The sequence below is a fragment of the Hymenobacter sp. UYCo722 genome (genome assembly GCF_040547115.1).
Taxonomy (GTDB): Bacteria; Bacteroidota; Bacteroidia; order Cytophagales; family Hymenobacteraceae; genus Hymenobacter.
In genome coordinates this window covers 729,338-746,065 of record NZ_JBEPPC010000001.1, presented here as the reverse complement: position 1 = coordinate 746,065, position 16,728 = coordinate 729,338, and the positions used below count along the sequence as shown (strand labels likewise).

The 16,728-nt window shown below is 60.0% G+C and carries 12 protein-coding genes; 7 read left to right on the top strand and 5 right to left on the bottom strand.

Going from position 1 to position 16,728, the window contains the following annotated elements; all coding sequences use genetic code 11:
* Positions 1–77: 77 nt before the first annotated feature.
* Positions 78–2,579, bottom strand: coding sequence for a type I DNA topoisomerase (topA, locus tag ABIB44_RS03270; RefSeq protein ID WP_354583191.1), 2,502 nt, complete (start codon positions 2,577–2,579; stop codon positions 78–80).
* 322 nt (positions 2,580–2,901) lie between these two features.
* Between topA and ABIB44_RS03265 the strand changes: the two genes are divergently transcribed.
* The 7 genes from ABIB44_RS03265 (at position 2,902) to ABIB44_RS03235 (ending at position 12,276) form a co-directional block, all read left to right on the top strand.
* Complete coding sequence (locus ABIB44_RS03265) at positions 2,902–7,083, top strand: methyl-accepting chemotaxis protein (protein WP_354583190.1); 4,182 nt, start codon at positions 2,902–2,904, stop codon at positions 7,081–7,083.
* Between the two features lie 45 nt (positions 7,084–7,128).
* Positions 7,129–7,659 carry a chemotaxis protein CheW gene (locus ABIB44_RS03260; RefSeq protein ID WP_354583189.1) on the top strand — a complete coding sequence of 177 codons (531 nt, stop codon included), beginning with the start codon at positions 7,129–7,131 and terminating at the stop codon, positions 7,657–7,659.
* Between the two features lie 81 nt (positions 7,660–7,740).
* Positions 7,741–8,127, top strand: a complete 387-nt coding sequence (locus ABIB44_RS03255; protein ID WP_354583188.1) for a response regulator — start codon at positions 7,741–7,743, stop codon at positions 8,125–8,127.
* 105 nt (positions 8,128–8,232) lie between these two features.
* Positions 8,233–9,873: a chemotaxis protein CheA gene (locus tag ABIB44_RS03250; protein WP_354583187.1), complete on the top strand. Its 1,641-nt coding sequence runs from the start codon at positions 8,233–8,235 to the stop codon at positions 9,871–9,873.
* A 56-nt stretch (positions 9,874–9,929) separates the two neighbouring features.
* Positions 9,930–10,562 carry a chemotaxis protein CheC gene (locus tag ABIB44_RS03245; RefSeq protein ID WP_354583186.1) on the top strand — a complete coding sequence of 211 codons (633 nt, stop codon included), beginning with the start codon at positions 9,930–9,932 and terminating at the stop codon, positions 10,560–10,562.
* 253 nt (positions 10,563–10,815) lie between these two features.
* Positions 10,816–11,907 carry an agmatinase family protein gene (locus ABIB44_RS03240; RefSeq protein ID WP_354583185.1) on the top strand — a complete coding sequence of 364 codons (1,092 nt, stop codon included), beginning with the start codon at positions 10,816–10,818 and terminating at the stop codon, positions 11,905–11,907.
* A gap of 30 nt (positions 11,908–11,937) precedes the next feature.
* Positions 11,938–12,276 (top strand): phage holin family protein, encoded by a 339-nt coding sequence (locus tag ABIB44_RS03235; RefSeq protein ID WP_354583184.1) that lies wholly within the window; start codon positions 11,938–11,940, stop codon positions 12,274–12,276.
* 71 nt (positions 12,277–12,347) lie between these two features.
* On the opposite strand, the gene ABIB44_RS03230 is transcribed toward ABIB44_RS03235, so the two are convergent.
* From ABIB44_RS03230 to ABIB44_RS03215, 4 genes are all read right to left on the bottom strand, one after another.
* Positions 12,348–13,133, bottom strand: a complete 786-nt coding sequence (locus ABIB44_RS03230; protein ID WP_354583183.1) for a DUF4349 domain-containing protein — start codon at positions 13,131–13,133, stop codon at positions 12,348–12,350.
* 225 nt (positions 13,134–13,358) lie between these two features.
* Positions 13,359–14,231: a DUF4349 domain-containing protein gene (locus ABIB44_RS03225; protein WP_354583182.1), complete on the bottom strand. Its 873-nt coding sequence runs from the start codon at positions 14,229–14,231 to the stop codon at positions 13,359–13,361.
* Positions 14,232–14,411: 180 nt separating this feature from the next.
* Complete coding sequence (gene murA, locus ABIB44_RS03220; RefSeq protein ID WP_354583181.1) at positions 14,412–15,716, bottom strand: UDP-N-acetylglucosamine 1-carboxyvinyltransferase; 1,305 nt, start codon at positions 15,714–15,716, stop codon at positions 14,412–14,414.
* Between the two features lie 119 nt (positions 15,717–15,835).
* A complete protein-coding gene (locus ABIB44_RS03215) occupies positions 15,836–16,588 on the bottom strand; it encodes a DUF4290 domain-containing protein (protein WP_354583180.1) in 753 nt (250 codons plus the stop codon).
* Between the last annotated feature and the right edge of the window lie 140 nt (positions 16,589–16,728).

The following is a 16,728-nucleotide window of genomic DNA, read 5'->3' as shown; positions in this document are numbered from 1 at the left end:
TTCGACAGCAGAACCCCAAAAAAGCCCGCAGGGAGCGGGCTTTTTTGGGGTTCTGCGTCATAACTAAGTGAGCCGGGCTACTTGGCCTTTGCCGTCGGCTTCTTGGCAGCGGCGGTTTTGGCGGCGGGTTTCTTGGCGGCGGGTTTCTTTTTTGCCGCTGGCTTCTTGGCCGCCGGAGCTTTGGTGGCTTTTTTAGCCGGGGCGTCCAAATCCTTTTCCGCTTTAGCAGGAGCGGCTTTCTTGCCGAAGCGGCCCCCCTTGGCGGGCTTGTCGGGCGTGGCATCGGCCAGTTCCTGGCAGCGCTCCAGCGTCAGTTCGGTGGGCTCCTCGCCTTTGGGTATTTTCACGTTCTTCTTGCCCGCCACGATGTAGGGGCCGAAGCGGCCATTCAGCACCTGAATATCGGGGTTTTCGGGGAAAGCCTTGATGAGGCGCTCGGCGTCGGTTTTGCGCTTTAGCTCAATCAGGGCTACGCCTTCTTCGGCCGTGATGGTGTGAGGGTCCTGCTCCTTGGTGAGGGAGAAAAATTTGCTGTCGTGGCGCACGTAGGGGCCGAAGCGGCCGAGGTTGGCCGTCATGTCCTTGTCCTCGAACTGCCCCACGATGCGCGGCAGCTTAAACAGCTCCAGCGCCTCCTCCAGGGTGATGCTCTCGATAAACTGGCCCTTGCGCAGGTTAGCGTAGGCGGGCTTGGTCTCGCCCTCGGTGTCGCCCAGGGCCACGTAGGGGCCGTATTTGCCCAGGCGGGCCGAGATGCGCTCGCCGGTTTCAGGGTGCACGCCCAGCTCGCGGGTCGCGCCCACGGTGCTGCGGTCAATGTCCTGCCCGGCCTCGATGGTCGCGTGGAACTTGCCGTAGAAGCCGGTCAGCATCTTCGTCCAGTCCTCGTGGCCGTTGGCAATCTGGTCAAACTCGTCCTCCACCTTGGCCGTGAACTGGAAGTCGACAATCGTGGGGAAGTGCTCCACCAGAAAGTCATTCACCACCATCGCCGTATCGGTGGGGAAGAGCTTGGCTTTCTCCGCGCCGTAATTTTCGGTTTTTACTTCGGTCTGCACCGCGCTGCCGTCGAGGGTCAGCACGTTGAACTTGCGCTCCTTGCCCTCGCGCGAGTCTTTTTCCACGTAGCCGCGCTTCTGCACCGTGCTGATGGTAGGGGCGTAAGTCGACGGGCGGCCGATGCCCATCTCCTCCAATTTCTTCACTAGCGACGCCTCGGTGTAGCGGGCCGGCGGCGAGGAGAATCGCTCCGTCGCGCTCAGCCGCTGCAGGGGCAGGGCCTGGCCCACGCTCAGCGGCGGCAGGCCGCGCGAGAAGCTGCTTTCGCCGTCTTTGGCCGTGTCGTCCTCGTCCTCGTCGTCCTTGCTCTCGGCGTATACTTTCAGAAATCCCTCGAAGGTGATGACCTCGCCCGAAGCCGTGAGCGTCACGCCCGGCTGCGTGCTAATGCCAATTACGGCCGTCGTGCGCTCAATTACGGCCTCGGCCATCTGCGAAGCCATGGCCCGCTTGCGAATAAGGTCGTACAGCCGCTGCTCCGACGCATCCGAGCCGGCTTTTATCGTGCTGAAATCAGTCGGGCGAATGGCTTCGTGGGCTTCCTGGGCCGAAGCCGACTTGGTTTTGAACGTGCGGGTGTGGTGGTATTCGGCCCCGTAAGCCGCCGTAATGGTGGCCTGCGCCCCCGCCAGGGCCTCGCCCGACAGGTTTACCGAGTCCGTCCGCATGTAGCTGATTTTACCGGCTTCGTAGAGTTTCTGGGCCACGCTCATGGTCTGGGCCACCGAGAAGCCGAGCTTGCGCGAAGCTTCCTGCTGCAGGGTCGACGTGGTAAACGGGGCGGCTGGGCTCCGCTTACCGGGCTTTTTGTCCAAACTCTCAATTTGATAGTCAGCTCCTACGCAACGCTCCAGAAAAGCCTCCGCTTCGGCCAGGGTCTTGTAACGGATGGGCAGCTCGGCCTCCAGCACGGCCCCGCGGCCCGCGTCGAAGCGGGCCACGATGCGGTAGGCGCTGGCCCGCAGAAAACCGGCGACTTCACGCTCCCGCTCCACTACCAGCCGCACGGCCACGCTTTGCACGCGGCCGGCGCTCAGGCCGGGCTTCACCTTTTTCCAGAGCACGGGGCTCAGCTCGAAGCCCACGAGGCGGTCGAGCACGCGGCGGGCCTGCTGGGCATTCACCAGGTCCTGGTTTACCGTGCGCGGGTCGGCGATGGCAGCCAGAATGGCATTTTTAGTGATTTCGCGGAATACGATGCGGCGCGTCTTGGCTTCGGGCAGGTTCAGGGTTTCGGCCAGGTGCCACGAAATGGCTTCGCCTTCGCGGTCATCGTCACTCGCCAGCCAAACCGTTTCAGCTTCCTTCGAAAGTTTTTTTAGCTGCGCAATGAGCTCGCGCTTATCGGGCGAAACAACGTAAGTAGGCTTGAAACCATTGGCGATATCGATGGCGTTGTTGTCCTTGGGCAGGTCGCGGACGTGCCCGTAGCTCGAGCGCACCACGAAGTCCTGCCCGAGGTAGCCCTCGATGGTTTTGGCCTTGGCGGGCGATTCGACGATTACTAAATTCTTGACCATGTGGGCGGGGAGAGGTTGCGGCTGACGATTGCAGGCGGGCAGTTGTGAAACGGCCGACCACCGCGAAAAGTTGAAAGCGGCCGCAAAGATGTCGGAATATTCCTGCTAACCACGCAACCTCCTTCCGCCGGACCCGTTTGGGGCCGCACCCGATGGGGCATCCAGGCCGGGCTGCTGACGCTGTTTTCCCAGGCCAATTCCCGCCGCTTTGCTGGCCCTAATCTTTGGTTGTTCGCGGCTTACCGCCGTACTTCGTCCTCCCAATCTGCCCCCATTCTCCCCCGCCCGATACGCTCCCTCTTATATGGCATCTCCTAAGACTATGCAATCCAAGGCCCGCCAGGCTACGACGCCGACTAACCCGAAGGCAGCATCTGCCGACTCGCCCGATTCCGGTGCGGTGTCGGCCCTCGACGTGGTGCGGACCAATAATGACCTGACCCGCAAGCGCGGCGGCGAACGCGGCTCAATTGACACTCAAGACCCGGGCTACGTTAACGACCAGCTTAACCGGGTGCTTTATGCGCTCGATGCCTTTAAGAAAGGCGACGTGAGCGTGCGGCTTACCAAGCAGAACGACGACATTTTCGCCGAAATCGCGGAGGCCTACAACTCGATGGTGGACATGATTGCCGGGGTAGGGGGCGAGGTGTCGCGCATCTCGAAAGTGGCCGGCGTGGAAGGCAACCTGAAAGCCCGGGCCTCGTCGGACGGCGCGGCCGGTTTCTGGCGCGACATGGTGAACAACATCAACGGCCTCGTGGACAGCATCGCCGTGCCGGTACTCGAAGTGGGCAAGGTATTGAAGAACATCAGCCGGGGAAACCTGGATGAGAGCTTCCAGATTCCGGTATCGGGCGACTTCAAGCTGATGGCCGAAACCATCAACAAAACCATTGATAACCTGAACGTTTTCGCCAGCGAGGTAACCCGCGTGGCCCAGGAAGTGGGCACCGAGGGCAAGCTCGGTGGCCAGGCCAGCGTACCCAACGTAGGCGGCATCTGGAAAGACCTGACCGACAACGTAAATAACATGGCCTCGAACCTCACCGTGCAGGTGCGGGACATTGCCAACGTGGCCACGGCCGTAGCTAAAGGCGACCTTAGTCAGAAAATTACGGTTGATGTAAAGGGCGAGCTGCTGCAATTGAAGCAGAACCTGAACCAGATGGTGGACTCGCTGAACCTGTTTGCCGGCGAGGTAACCCGCGTGGCCCAGGAAGTGGGCACCGAGGGCAAGCTCGGCGGCCAGGCCAGCGTACCCAACGTGGCCGGCGTGTGGAAGGACCTCACCGATAACGTGAACTACATGGCCAGCAACCTGACGAGTCAGGTGCGGGACATTGCCATCGTGGCCACGGCCGTGGCCAAAGGCGACCTGACCCAAACAGTGACCGTTGACGTGAAGGGCGAATTCCTCCAACTGAAGGAAAACCTGAACCAGATGGTGGCCTCGCTGAACCTGTTTGCCGGCGAGGTAACCCGCGTGGCCCAGGAAGTAGGCACTGAGGGCAAGCTCGGCGGTCAGGCATCAGTACCCAACGTGGCCGGTGTATGGAAAGCACTGACGGACAACGTAAACGACATGGCTTCGGCTTTGACCTCGCAGGTGCGCGACATTGCCAACGTGGCCACCGCCGTAGCCCGCGGCGACCTCAGCCAGAAGATAACGGTGAACGTGAAGGGCGAAATCCTGGAGCTGAAAAACATCCTCAATCAGATGGTGGACTCGCTCAACATTTTCGGCGACGAAGTAACCCGGGTGGCCCGCGAAGTAGGTACCGAAGGCAAGCTGGGTGGCCAGGCCGTGGTGCCCCGCGTCGGCGGCACCTGGAAAGAGCTGACGGACAACGTGAACACGATGGCCAGTAACCTCACTTCGCAGGTGCGGGACATTGCCAACGTGGCCACCGCCGTATCGAAAGGCGACTTGTCGCAGAAAATCACGGTGGACGTGAAAGGCGAGCTGCTCGACCTGAAGGACAACCTGAACCAGATGGTGGACTCGCTCAACATCTTTGCCGGCGAGGTAACCCGCGTGGCCCGCGAAGTGGGCACCGAAGGCATTCTGGGCGGTCAGGCCAACGTACCCAAAGTATCGGGCACCTGGAAAGACCTCACCGACAACGTGAACACAATGGCCAGCAACCTGACCAGTCAGATGCGGGACATTGCCAACGTGGCCACGGCCGTGGCCAAAGGCGACTTGTCGCAGAAAATCACGGTCAACGTGCGCGGCGAGCTGTTGCAGTTGAAGGAAAACCTGAACGAGATGGTGGACTCGCTGAACATCTTCGGCGACGAAGTGACCCGGGTGGCCCGCGAAGTAGGTACCGAAGGCAAGCTCGGCGGCCAGGCCAAGGTGCCCAACGTGCGCGGTACCTGGAAGGACCTCACCGACAATGTGAACACGATGGCCAGTAACCTGACGAGCCAGGTGCGGGATATTGCCAACGTGGCCACCGCCGTATCGCGTGGCGACCTGAGCCAGAAGGTTTCGGTGGACGTGAAAGGCGAGCTGCTCGACCTGAAGGACAACCTGAACCAGATGGTGGACTCGCTCAACATCTTTGCCGGCGAGGTAACCCGCGTGGCCCAGGAAGTAGGCACCGAGGGCAAGCTCGGCGGCCAGGCCAGCGTGCCTAACGTGGCCGGCGTGTGGAAAGACCTGACCGACAATGTAAACTACATGGCTTCTAACCTCACCACCCAGGTGCGGGGCCTGGTGAAAGTAGTGACGGCCGTATCGAAAGGCGACCTAACCCAAAAGCTTACCCTGGAAGCCAAAGGCGAAGTGGCCGACCTCGCCGACACCATCAACAGCATGGTGGATGACCTCAACCGCCTCGCTTCGGAAGTGAGCCGCGTGGCCAAAGTAGCCGGGGTGGAAGGCAAACTCACCGAGCGCGCTACGGTAGGTGGCGTGTCGGGCTCGTGGAAAGAACTGGTGGATACGCTAAACGGCCTGATTGAGTCCATTGCCTCGCCGGTGCTCGAAGTGAGCCGCGTGGTGCGCGCCATCTCGGAAGGCGACCTGACGCAGCGCGTGGAAGTAGCTACTACGGGCGATATCCTGGCCATGTCGAACGCCCTGAACCTCGCCGTTGAAAACCTCAATGAGCTGCTCGGCGAAATCAACGAATCGTCGCAGATTGTAGGAACTTCTTCGGAAGAAATGGCTGGTAAAGGCCAGGAGATGAGCCGGGTAACCGTCGACGTGGCCCTGGCCATGCAGCAGATGGCAGAAGGGGCCCAGAACCAGGCCCTCAAGACCGACCAGGCCTTCAAGCTGATTGAGGAAATCATGCAGGCGACCAAGGAAACGGCCAACAAGGCCGATGTGGTGAACAAATCAGCAATTCTGGGTGAGCAGACCTCGCAGCTTGGTCTGAAAACGGTGGCTGAGGTGGTGAAGAACATGGAGGAAATCTCCAGTGCCGCTTCCCAGACCTCGCGCACCATTGAAGTGCTGAGCACGCGGTCGGGCGAAATCAGCAAGTCGCTGGGCGTAATCACCGACATTGCCTCGCAAACCAACCTGCTGGCCCTGAACGCTGCCATCGAAGCAGCCCGCGCCGGCGAGGCCGGCCGCGGCTTCGCCGTGGTAGCCGAGGAAATCCGCAAGCTGGCCGAGGGCTCCCGCAAGTCAGCCAACGAAATTGCCACGCTGGTGGAGGATGTTCGGAAGGACACCACCTCGGCCGCAACGGCTATTTCGACCATGGAAAACCGGGTACTGAAAGGCAAGAATGCTACCTTCGAAGCCAGCTCGGCCTTTAAGAACATTGCCACCAGCTCGGGCGAAACCCTGCGGACTTCCCGCGACATTCTCACGGCAACCGAGGTACAGAAAACCTCGATTGGCGATGTGGTCAAGTACGTAGAAGAAGTGGTGGCCATTGCCGAGCAAACGGCGACCGGCACCCAGCAGGTGGCCGGCACGGCCAAGCAGCTGTCCACGGCCATGCAGGAGCTTACGACCAGCTCGCAGCGTCTCACCGACATTGCCGACGACCTCCAGGCCGGCCTCGAAACCTTCCAGCTCAGCTCTTACGAGCCCGAACCGGAGCCCGAGCCGGAACCCGTTCGCCGGGGCATGGGCTCGCGCGGCTACCGCCCCCGCGAAATGCGCGAGATGTATGCGCCGCCGGCTGCTGAAACGGGCATGGCCGCCCGCCGCGTCAGTTCCCGCTCCGACAAATCTCCTTCCGGCCAAAGTTCGGCCGGTAATAATTCGGCTGGTGGCCACGGCGCGAATGAAGGTAGCGGAATGCGGCGCCGGGTAGTCCGTCAGGAGGCATCCAACAATTCCGCTGCTCCGGTGCCGGCTGAGCGTCGGGCCCGGGCACCTCGGGCCGAAGCGTCGGCACCAATCGCCACGCCCGCCCGCGATGCTACTGCCCGTAATTCGGCCCGGGCCACCGGCCAGCCGGCTACCAATGGCCAGGCGAAAGCCGCTCCGGCTAAAGGCAAGCCCGCTACCACCAAGTCCAAAGCAAAATAATCGGGCGGCCTAACCAGCGCCTCTCTTACCCAAATTACCCAACGCATGGCTCAGTCCGTTGCTGCTACTCCCACTGCCAAAGCTGAGCGCGCCAAACCGGCCGAGCTGGTTCAGCTTATCGTTTTCCGCCTCGGCGACGAGGATTACGGCATCCGCATCGAGCAGGTGAAGGAGGTGACCGTGACACCTGATGTGGCCCGCATGCCCAAGACGCCGCCTTTTATTAAAGGCATTGCCAACCTGCGCGGCGACATCATCGCCATCATCGACCTGGAGGAGCGGTTCCGGCTGCGCCCGGCGGGCCGCGCGCTGCCCGAGCGTAGCTACACCGTAGCCGTGGAAGCGGCCGACTACACCCTCGGCCTGATGGTGCGCGAAGTGCCCCGGCCATTCACCCTGCCACTGAGCCAGATTGAGCCGGCTCCGGAATTCGTGCAGGATTCGAGCACCCGCGACAAATACCTCGAAGGCATCGCTAAGCTGCCCGAAGGCGGTATCATCATCGTGCTCGACATGGGCAAACTACTTACTCCAAGCGAAATAATGAAGCTGCCCACGAAAACAACATCTTCGTAGCCCCCGGTCCGTACACAGGCAGCGGGCTGCTCCGGGCGGAGTGGCCACTTTCCCATTTATATTTTCACGTTACCCAATTCCATGAATAAGCGCATCCTCATCGTCGACGACTCTTTTTACATGCGCACGATGCTCAAGAACATGCTGACCGATGCCGGCTACGAAGTAGTAGGCGAGGCGGCTAACGGGGCACAGGCGGTGGAAATGGCCGCTTCGACCAACCCCGACCTCATCACGCTCGATGTGATTTTGCCTGATAATACCGGCCTGGATGTGCTCAAGAGCCTCCGCCAAATCCAGCCCAGTGCCAAAGTTGTGATGTGCAGTGCCGTAGGCCAGGAGGTTATCGTGACCGAAGCCATTGAAAGCGGGGCTTTGGCTTACATCGTAAAGCCCTTCTCGGAAGAGAAAGTGTTGGAAATCGTAGGCTCGGCGCTGAAAAACAACGACGCTGAAACGGCCGCCTAACGTGATTGACCAACGCCTCGCTTTGGCTTACCGGCCCGCCCCTTTTGGCGGGCGGTGGTCGCGCGCGGCTAATGGCCGGTTGGTTATTCAATTATTCATCGGCTTATGAAAACCCGCGACCAGGAATACCGCGAGATGTTCATGGCCGAGGCTTTGGAGTATTACGACTCCATGAGCCGACACCTGAGCGAGCTGGAACGCAATACTGACGCTGGACCAGCCCTGAATGAGCTGTTTCGGCTCATGCACAACCTCAAGGCCAATGCCCGGGCCATGGGATTCACCGACCTGGGCGAAGTGGCCCACCACCTGGAAACGCTGTTTGGATTGATTCGCGACAAGCAACGGGAGTTTGGTGGAGCGCTGGCCAAGGTCGTGTTCATGGGCGTTGATGCCCTGGGCACGATGATTCGGGCCGTGGGGGCCAACCTGCCTTTGCCCGATGCCACGGCCCTGCTCGAAAATCTCGACCGCTTAGTGCGGGGCGAAGCGCCCGTCATCGACAAAGAGGAAGAAGCCGAGTCGGAAGAAGAAGCGGGAAAGAAAATGGAGCTGTCGGACTTGGTATACATCCAGGTAAAGAAGCTCGATAACCTGCTAAACCTCGTGGGCGAACTGGTAATCGACCGCGACCGCGTGATGACCCTGGCGCAGGAACTCGGCAATCCGGCTTTGCTGGCGACGGCTCAGCACCTGTTCCGCATCTCCGACGACCTGCAGTACAGCGTGATGGATGCCCGGCTGGTCGGCGTAGGGGTGCTGCTGAATAAGTTTCCGCGCGTGGTGCGCGACGTGGCGACCGCCGAAAACAAGGAGGTCGAGTTGACCATGAGCGGACAGGACGTGCAGATTGACCGCAATATCCTGCAAATCATCACCGACGCCCTGCTGCACCTTGTGCGCAACGCCGTGAGCCACGGCCTCGAAACGCCCGCGCAGCGCCAACAGGCCGGCAAGCCTGCGGTGGCGCACCTCACCCTGTCGGCTCTGACCGAGCGTGATGATGTGCTCATCCAGGTGCGCGATGATGGCCGGGGCATCAACACTGAAGCGGTGCGAAAAAAAGCCGTGGAGCGCGGCCTGGTAAGCGCCGCCGAAGCTCCCCGGCTCGATGAGCAGCAGGTATGGGCCCTGCTGTTTGAGCCAGGGTTTTCGATGGCCGAAAAGATTACCGACATTTCCGGTCGTGGCGTAGGCCTCGATGTTGTGAAGCTGGCCCTCGACTCGTTGGGTGGGCAGCTGCGCGTGGAGTCGGAGTTAGGCGTGGGCACTACGTTTACGCTGGTGCTGCCTACTTCCATTGCCGTAAAAGGTGCGCTCCTGGTGGAAGTGGATGACCGACCCTATGCTGTGCCGCTCATGCACACCGATACGGTTCTGGCGCTGCATCCGGGCCAGCTTTCGCTGGTGGGCGGATTGCTTGTGACGCACTTTCAGGAGCAGGCCGTGCCGTTGGTACCGCTTCGCCAGCTGCTTTACGACGAAGGCGACGAGATGCTGCCCCTGGCTTCGAAAGACGACCTGCACGGCATTCAGCAGGTGCTCGTCGTCAACTACAACAACCGCCGTCTGGGCTTAATCGTCGACCGATTTATCCGGCAGCAAAACATTGTCATCAAACCCCTGAGTAAGCCGCTGGACACCATCGACTTGTTTGGGGGCGTCACGCTGCTTGGCAGCGGGCAAGTGTGCCTGGTCCTTGATGTGCCGGCCCTCACCCGCCTCTTTTTGGCTAAGCGCGCTTAATTTTCTTTTCTTTCACACCAGTCCTCGCCGCTGTACTTCCCCCTATTTTCGCCGTTATGGATTTATCGATGACCGAGTTAGAGCGTGATATAATTCGCGAGATTTTGAACATTGGCCTGGCCCGCGCCGCCGATTCGTTCGCCGTTATTGCCCAGGAGCGCGTGCTACTCGAAGTTCCTAGTATCGACTTGCTAATGAGCAACGATATTCTGGCTAAAGTGCGCGAATACCAGTCGCGGCACGTGCCCATTCAGTCCGACATTCGGGGTGACTTCAATGGTACCACGCTCATGTTTTTTTCGGGCCAGCACGTGCAGCGTTTGTCAAGGGTGTGTCTGCGGATGCAAACCACCGAAACGCTCGAAGTAAACGAGTTGCAGGAGTCGCTGCTGTTGGAAATCAGCAACATCATTACCGGGGCGCTAGTCACGCAGCTGGCTAATATCCTGAAGGCTAATATTTACGGAGCACCGCCGGTGGCACCGCGCGGCGATATTGCCGAGTCGATGCAGAACCTCGTGCCCGAGCAGCAATTGCAGCCGCTCATTTTCTCGGTAATCACGCAGTTCTCGGACCGCGACAACATGGTAGAACTTCCGCTGATGCTGTTTTTCGACCGGGTGACGTTTGAGAAAATCCTGGAGATTATTCGCAGCTACGACTTCCTGGGCCGCCAGATGTCGGCCTAAAAAGGTGATGATTACCGCGTCATGCTCAGCCGGCGTATACGCAACGAAGCATCTCTGCCATGTAAGTAAATCAATCATTCGGATTTACTGCTGCGGTAGAGATGCTTCACTGCAAGTACGCCGCATGAGCATGACGCGCTCATTTTGACGGGCTATTCCTCGTAACACGTTTGTTGATTGTTCGGCCTTTCGTGCCCATTGGTCGCGTTGTGCCCCAACCATCTTTACTTAATTGCCCCAATTGTTCAATCCGATGCCTAATTCTGACGCCCTCGCTCAAAAAATAGCTTCCTTCGACCCCAACGCTCCCGGCGAAGCCGAAGGCGGCCTGTTTGGCCTACCTTTCACTGCCGACGAAGCCCAGGTAGTCGTGGTGCCCGTGCCGTGGGAAGTGACGGTAAGCTACCGCGCCGGCACGGCCCAGGGCCCGGCCGCCATTCACGAGGCCTCGCTTCAGGTCGACCTCTACGATTCGGATATTCCCAACGCCTGGAAATTGGGCCTGGCCCTCGATGAGGCTGACGAAACCATTGCCACCGCCAGCCAGGAGCTTCGTCCGCAGGCTGCCGAATACATCAGCTGGCTCGAGGAAGGCCAGCCCGAGGCAGGCCGCAAAAAGTATGAGGGCGTGCCCGCCCAAGTGACCACGGCGGGCGTGAAAATGATTCAAAGCCTGAAAGCCCGCACCGGCGCGCTGCTCGATGCCGGTAAGGGCGTGGTGCTGCTGGGCGGCGACCATAGTACGCCGCTGGGCTACCTGCAGGCCCTGGCCGAACGCCACCAGGAGTTCGCTATTCTGCAGTTCGACGCGCACTGCGACCTGCGTCCGGCCTACGAGGGGTTTAAGTACTCGCACGCCAGCATCATGCACAACGCCCTGGAATTGCCTCAGGTAAAGAAGCTGGTGCAGGTGGGTATTCGCGACTTCTGCCAGCAGGAGGCAGAGTTCATCGACCAGTCGAACGGCCGGGTGGCGCTGTTCAGCCAGCGCTTTCTGAGCGACGAGAAATTTGCTAAGAAGTCGTGGAAGAAGGTATGCGGTAAAATCATCGCGCAACTGCCGAAGAAGGTCTACATCAGCTTCGACATCGACGGCCTCGACCCCAAACTGTGCCCCGGCACCGGCACTCCCGTGCCCGGCGGCCTCGAGTTCGAGGAAGCTACTTACCTCATTCGCTCCATTGTGCGCGAGGGCATCGAAATCATCGGCTGCGATTTGAACGAAGTGGCTCCCGGCGACACCGAGTGGAATGCTATTGTGGGCGCGCGCCTGCTCTATCAACTTTGCAACTGGATGGCCGTATCGCAAGGGCGGCTCACGGCCAAAGGCATGCACGCCGAATAAGCTTATCTCACCTTCTTACCCTTCTTTCTCATGCTGAGCTTCATTCTCAAATTTATTCTTTCGGCCGTACTCGTGTATGGCCTGAGCCTCGTGCTGCCGGGCGTCACGCTGAGCGGCGTAGGCGGTGCGGCCATTCTCATCATCGTGCTGGCCGTGCTGAATGCGATTGTGAAACCCATTCTGCAGATTCTGGGCTTGCCCATTACCATTATCACGCTGGGCCTGTTCCTGCTGGTCATCAACGTCATCATCGTGAAGCTAGCCGACTACCTGATGAGCAGCTTCGACGTGCACGGCTTCCTCAATGCTTTGCTGTTCAGTCTGGCCCTGTCGGTGGTAAACGCCATCGTGGATATGGTTATCGACTAAGCCGCGGGTGCTCCTGTAAAAAAAGCGCCTCCCGCAGCAGTGGGAGGTGCTTTTTTTATGTCGCGAAGTGCTCACGCCGCCAGTTGCCGCTTTCGCCACCGGCGCAGTCCCCACCATACCGTCGGAGCCAGCAGCCAAAGCGGCCAAACGGCAACCAAGCCAATAAACAGCCCCGTAAGCAGCGTCCAGCCGGTGTAAAACGATTCTACCACGCGGCTGGCGAAGGATACTACCGGGGCCTCGGGCACTGGCTGGGGCAACACCTGGTAGCAGGCCAGCGAGATGGTGGAGTAGCTCACCTCATCGTCGAGGGTTTTAAGGCGGCTTTCGGTACTTTCAATCTCCTCACGAACCTCCCCAATCTTACCTTCAATTTCGAGTATTTCGCTGATTTTGCGAGCCCGGACCAGCAGGTCGACGTAGCGTTTTTCGACGGCGCGCTTCGTGGCCAGGCGGGCGGCTACGTCCGCGTGCTGGGCGGTTACGTCGTCGGTGGTCAGCTTCTTTTCCTCCACGGTGCCCAAGCCGCCAAGGGCCGCGAGCAGCGCGTGGAAGCGCCCCGGCCGCACCCGGATGGTCATAAACTGTCGCCATTCGCCGTCGGCGCGGGTTTCGGTGGCGGCGCTCAGAAATCCTTCATTGCGACGTACCAGGCTATCCAGGCTGGCGCTGGCGCGGGGCAGGCTGGGTACTTTCAAGCGTAGGTCGGCGTGGTAGATGAGCAGGCGGGAGGGGGCTGCCACGCCGGTCGGAATGGGCAGCGGAGGTGCCGCCCCGTCCACCTCGGCCTCTTCATTGGGCGCTGCGGGCGGTGGGGCAGAAGCTACGCTGACTTCGGGCGCAGTATCCAATGGCATGGGCAACATCGCGGTTTCCCTTGAGGCTTTACGGTTCGCTTCGCCGCAGCCCGTTAAAATTACTACCAGCGCAAGCGTAAATACCCAGGAATTCTTCATGGTTTTCTGGTCGCTAAGTGAAACGGAATAGCTGATTTGGCGTGCAGTTTACAGCCAACGCAGTATGGCCGCGAATTCATATAGCTATGTTGAGAATTTTGATTGAGTCAGACTGCCAGGGGAGAATTATTCCACCACCGCCTGGCGCAGTTTCCAGCGGCGCAGCCCCCAGGTGCCCAGGGCCGCCAGCAGCAGCACCGGCCAAGCATAGGCCAATGCTACCGCGAAATCCATCAGCAGGGCCCAGCCCCAGCCAAAGGCCTGGTGAAATCGTGGGGCCACCGGCGACTCAGGCACTATCGGCTCGGTAGTAGGTAGCACCTGATAATAATAGAGCGTGAGCGTTGCCCATTCGGCCCGGTTGCCGAACTGCTGCAGCTGCGTTTCGGTAGCGCTGGTCTCGGCTCGCTGCCGTCGGACTTCGCCCTCCAGGCGGGTGCGTTCGGCCGGGGAAACAGCCCGGGCCAGCTGCTGACGTAGCTGCGCTTCGGCAGCGTGCTGCCCGTCGAGGTGTGCGGTCGTAGCCAGCACATCGGCCGTCATGTCGGCGGCAGAAATGTCCTTGTTTTGAATGTGGCCCAGCTTGCCAAGTGCCGCTACCAGCGCTACAAATTGCCGGGGCAACACTTGCAGCGTCATTTCCTGGCGGCGCTGGCCTTCGGCCCGGGTTTCGTGCGCCGAACTAAGGTAGGCTTCGTGCCGCTCCAGCAAATTGTTCACGCGGTCGGTGACCTTGTCAAAATCATCCACCGCCATTTTCAGTTCGGCCTGATACGCCACCGAATGGCTCGGCTGGGCCTTGGCAGTGGCTACGGCTTCGGTTGGGTGCTCGGGGGGCGTTGGTGCCGCCAACGGCCCGGACGAGGCCCCAACGGTGGCAACCGGGGTGTGCCGCAACTGGCTGGCTGACTTGGGTTCGGCAACAGTTTCATCGGATTTGGATTGGCTGCACCCGGCCAGCCCCAGTCCAAGCAGGACGGGAATTATCAGGTATTTCATCGGAAAAGGGATGGGAAAGCTGAATAAAAAAAAGACTCAGCGGCGCAGCTGAGGCTTTATCCAAATTCCGCTTTTCGGTAACCCGACGGGGCAAAAAAACAGCCCGACCAGTAGCGGTCGGGCTGTGGGAAAAACTGCTTCGGAAGGCCGTAATTGGCCTTTTGGGATTCTGGTAAAAAATTACAGTCGGCGAATATCCGCGCCCAGCGCATTCAGGCGCAGGTCGATGTTCTGGTAGCCCCGGTCAATCTGCTCCACGTTTTCGATGGTGCTTTTGCCTTCGGCCGAAAGCGCGGCGATAAGCAGCGCCACGCCGGCGCGAATGTCAGGCGACGTCATTGTGATGCCACGCAGGCGGGTGCGCTGGTCGAGGCCGATAACGGTGGCGCGGTGCGGGTCGCAGAGAATAACCTGCGCGCCCATGTCAATCAGCTTGTCAACGAAGAACAGGCGCGACTCGAACATTTTCTGATGAATGAGTACCGTGCCCTTGGCCTGGCAGGCCACCACCAGCACAATGCTGAGCAAGTCGGGCGTGAAGCCGGGCCAGGTGTGGTCGCTGATGGTCAGGATGGAGCCGTCGAGGTAAGTCGCGATTTCGTAATGCGGCTGAGCCGGAATATGAATGTCGTCGCCCCGGAATTCAATCTGGATTCCCAACTTGCGGAAGGTTTCGGGGATGAGGCCGAGTTCGGGAATCTGGCAGTCCTTGATGGTGATTTCGGAACCCGTCATGGCCGCCAGGCCGATGAAAGAGCCGATTTCAATCATGTCGGGCAGCATGCGGTGCTCGGTGCCGCCCAGCTTGTCGACGCCCACGATGGTAAGCAGGTTCGAGCCAATGCCTTGGATATTAGCCCCCATGCGCACCAGCATGCGGCACAGCTGCTGCAAGTAAGGCTCGCAGGCCGCGTTATAGATGGTGGTAGTACCTTCGGCCAGCACGGCGGCCATCAAAATGTTGGCGGTCCCGGTTACCGAAGCTTCATCGAGCAGCATGTGGGTGCCCTGCAGCTTGCCGTCTACTTTAATGCGGTAAAAATCGGTGCCTTCCAGGGTCAACTTGCCACCCAGCTTTTCGAGGCCCAGAAAGTGCGTATCCATCGGCCGGCGGCCGATTTTATCGCCGCCCGGCTTGGGCAGCTGGCAGCGCCCGTAGCGCCCCAGCATGGGCCCCAGAATCATCACCGAGCCGCGCAACGCGCTGGCCTGGGCCACGAACTCGGGCGTGTCCATGTAGTCGAGGTTGAGGTTCTCGGCCTGAAAAACGTAGGTATCCGAAGCCAGTTTGCCTACTTTAACGCCCATGTCGCGCAACAGCTCGATGAGCTTATTCACGTCGCGGATATCCGGGATATTACTGATAGTGACGGCCTCCGGGGTCAGCAATACCGCGCAAAGAATCTGGAGGGCTTCGTTTTTGGCACCCTGGGGCGTGATTTCGCCGCGCAGTGGTTTGCCGCCGCGTACTTCAAATGCAGCCATATTTAAGTGAGCTGTTAGCTAATAGCTGTTGGCTTTTAGCTATTAAGAGATATAGCTTAACGGTGTCTGAAACAGACCTTAGCTAATAGCCAACAGCTATTAGCTAACAGCTAAAAAAATTATTGTGGTGGCTGCTGCGGCTCCTGGCTGCGGCCCTTCTTGCGCTTCTTACCGTTTTTGTTACCGAAGCCATTGCCCCGTTCCCGATTGTCGCGGCCTTCGCGACGGTCGCGGCTCTGGCCATCGCGGCTCTGGCCATCGCGCTGCGCTGGCTGGGGCACGATGAACGGTTTAGTCCCCGCCGGAGCGGCCGGCATCTCAAACAGGTTTTCACTATCGACCAACCCTGCATCGAGCTTGAGCTGACCGCCCGAAAGCTCGCCCATATGCCGCAGAATGGTCACGTCCTTGGCATTTTCCTTGTTATGCTGGCGGTACAGGAACTTCATCGTCCGGCCAATCTGGATTGTAGCCTGCTCGCGGTCATCTGCATCTTCGATGGTGAGGGCCTTCGCAATCAGGGCTTCAATGGCCGCGCCATAAGCGCGCAGCTTAGGGGCCGTGCGGGGGTAAGGCACCCGGTTGGGTTTCTCAGTGCGCACCGTGAGGCTTCGCAGCGCTACCGGCGCTTCGAGGGCCACGTCTTCGCCGGCCATGGCGTGCAGGTGGTTCCAGAGGCGGGTCTGAATTTCGGGCAGGTCGCGCAGGGCCGGCTGCAAGCGTAGCATCAGCTGCACAATGGCGGTGGCACGCTTGGTGCGCTCGGCCACGTCCTCAATGTCCTTGAGGCCCTGAATGAGTTGGTAAGTGCTGTGCCCGTATTCGCGCACCAGCAGCTGCAGGTGGAAGGGCAGGGAATTAATATCGGTCATAAAAAGCAGGAGGGAGGCCGCCGGGGGCGGCGCTCAGGCCAAAGATACGGTGGCAGGCGTGTCGCGTGGTGCAGAAAATAACGTCGTGCTTATCTAACGTTCGCGCAGCCCAAGCACGACGTTCCGGGATGATGCATCGA

Bases quoted from the DNA above. Each gene is read 5' to 3' on its own strand.
- topA (WP_354583191.1), bottom strand. From the start codon at position 2,579: ATGGTCAAGAATTTAGTAATCGTCGAATCGCCCGCCAAGGCCAAAACC.
- ABIB44_RS03265 (WP_354583190.1), top strand. From the start codon at position 2,902: ATGCAATCCAAGGCCCGCCAGGCTACGACGCCGACTAACCCGAAGGCA.
- ABIB44_RS03260 (WP_354583189.1), top strand. From the start codon at position 7,129: ATGGCTCAGTCCGTTGCTGCTACTCCCACTGCCAAAGCTGAGCGCGCC.
- ABIB44_RS03255 (WP_354583188.1), top strand. From the start codon at position 7,741: ATGAATAAGCGCATCCTCATCGTCGACGACTCTTTTTACATGCGCACG.
- ABIB44_RS03250 (WP_354583187.1), top strand. From the start codon at position 8,233: ATGAAAACCCGCGACCAGGAATACCGCGAGATGTTCATGGCCGAGGCT.
- ABIB44_RS03245 (WP_354583186.1), top strand. From the start codon at position 9,930: ATGGATTTATCGATGACCGAGTTAGAGCGTGATATAATTCGCGAGATT.
- ABIB44_RS03240 (WP_354583185.1), top strand. From the start codon at position 10,816: ATGCCTAATTCTGACGCCCTCGCTCAAAAAATAGCTTCCTTCGACCCC.
- ABIB44_RS03235 (WP_354583184.1), top strand. From the start codon at position 11,938: ATGCTGAGCTTCATTCTCAAATTTATTCTTTCGGCCGTACTCGTGTAT.
- ABIB44_RS03230 (WP_354583183.1), bottom strand. From the start codon at position 13,133: ATGCCATTGGATACTGCGCCCGAAGTCAGCGTAGCTTCTGCCCCACCG.
- ABIB44_RS03225 (WP_354583182.1), bottom strand. From the start codon at position 14,231: ATGAAATACCTGATAATTCCCGTCCTGCTTGGACTGGGGCTGGCCGGG.
- murA (WP_354583181.1), bottom strand. From the start codon at position 15,716: ATGGCTGCATTTGAAGTACGCGGCGGCAAACCACTGCGCGGCGAAATC.
- ABIB44_RS03215 (WP_354583180.1), bottom strand. From the start codon at position 16,588: ATGACCGATATTAATTCCCTGCCCTTCCACCTGCAGCTGCTGGTGCGC.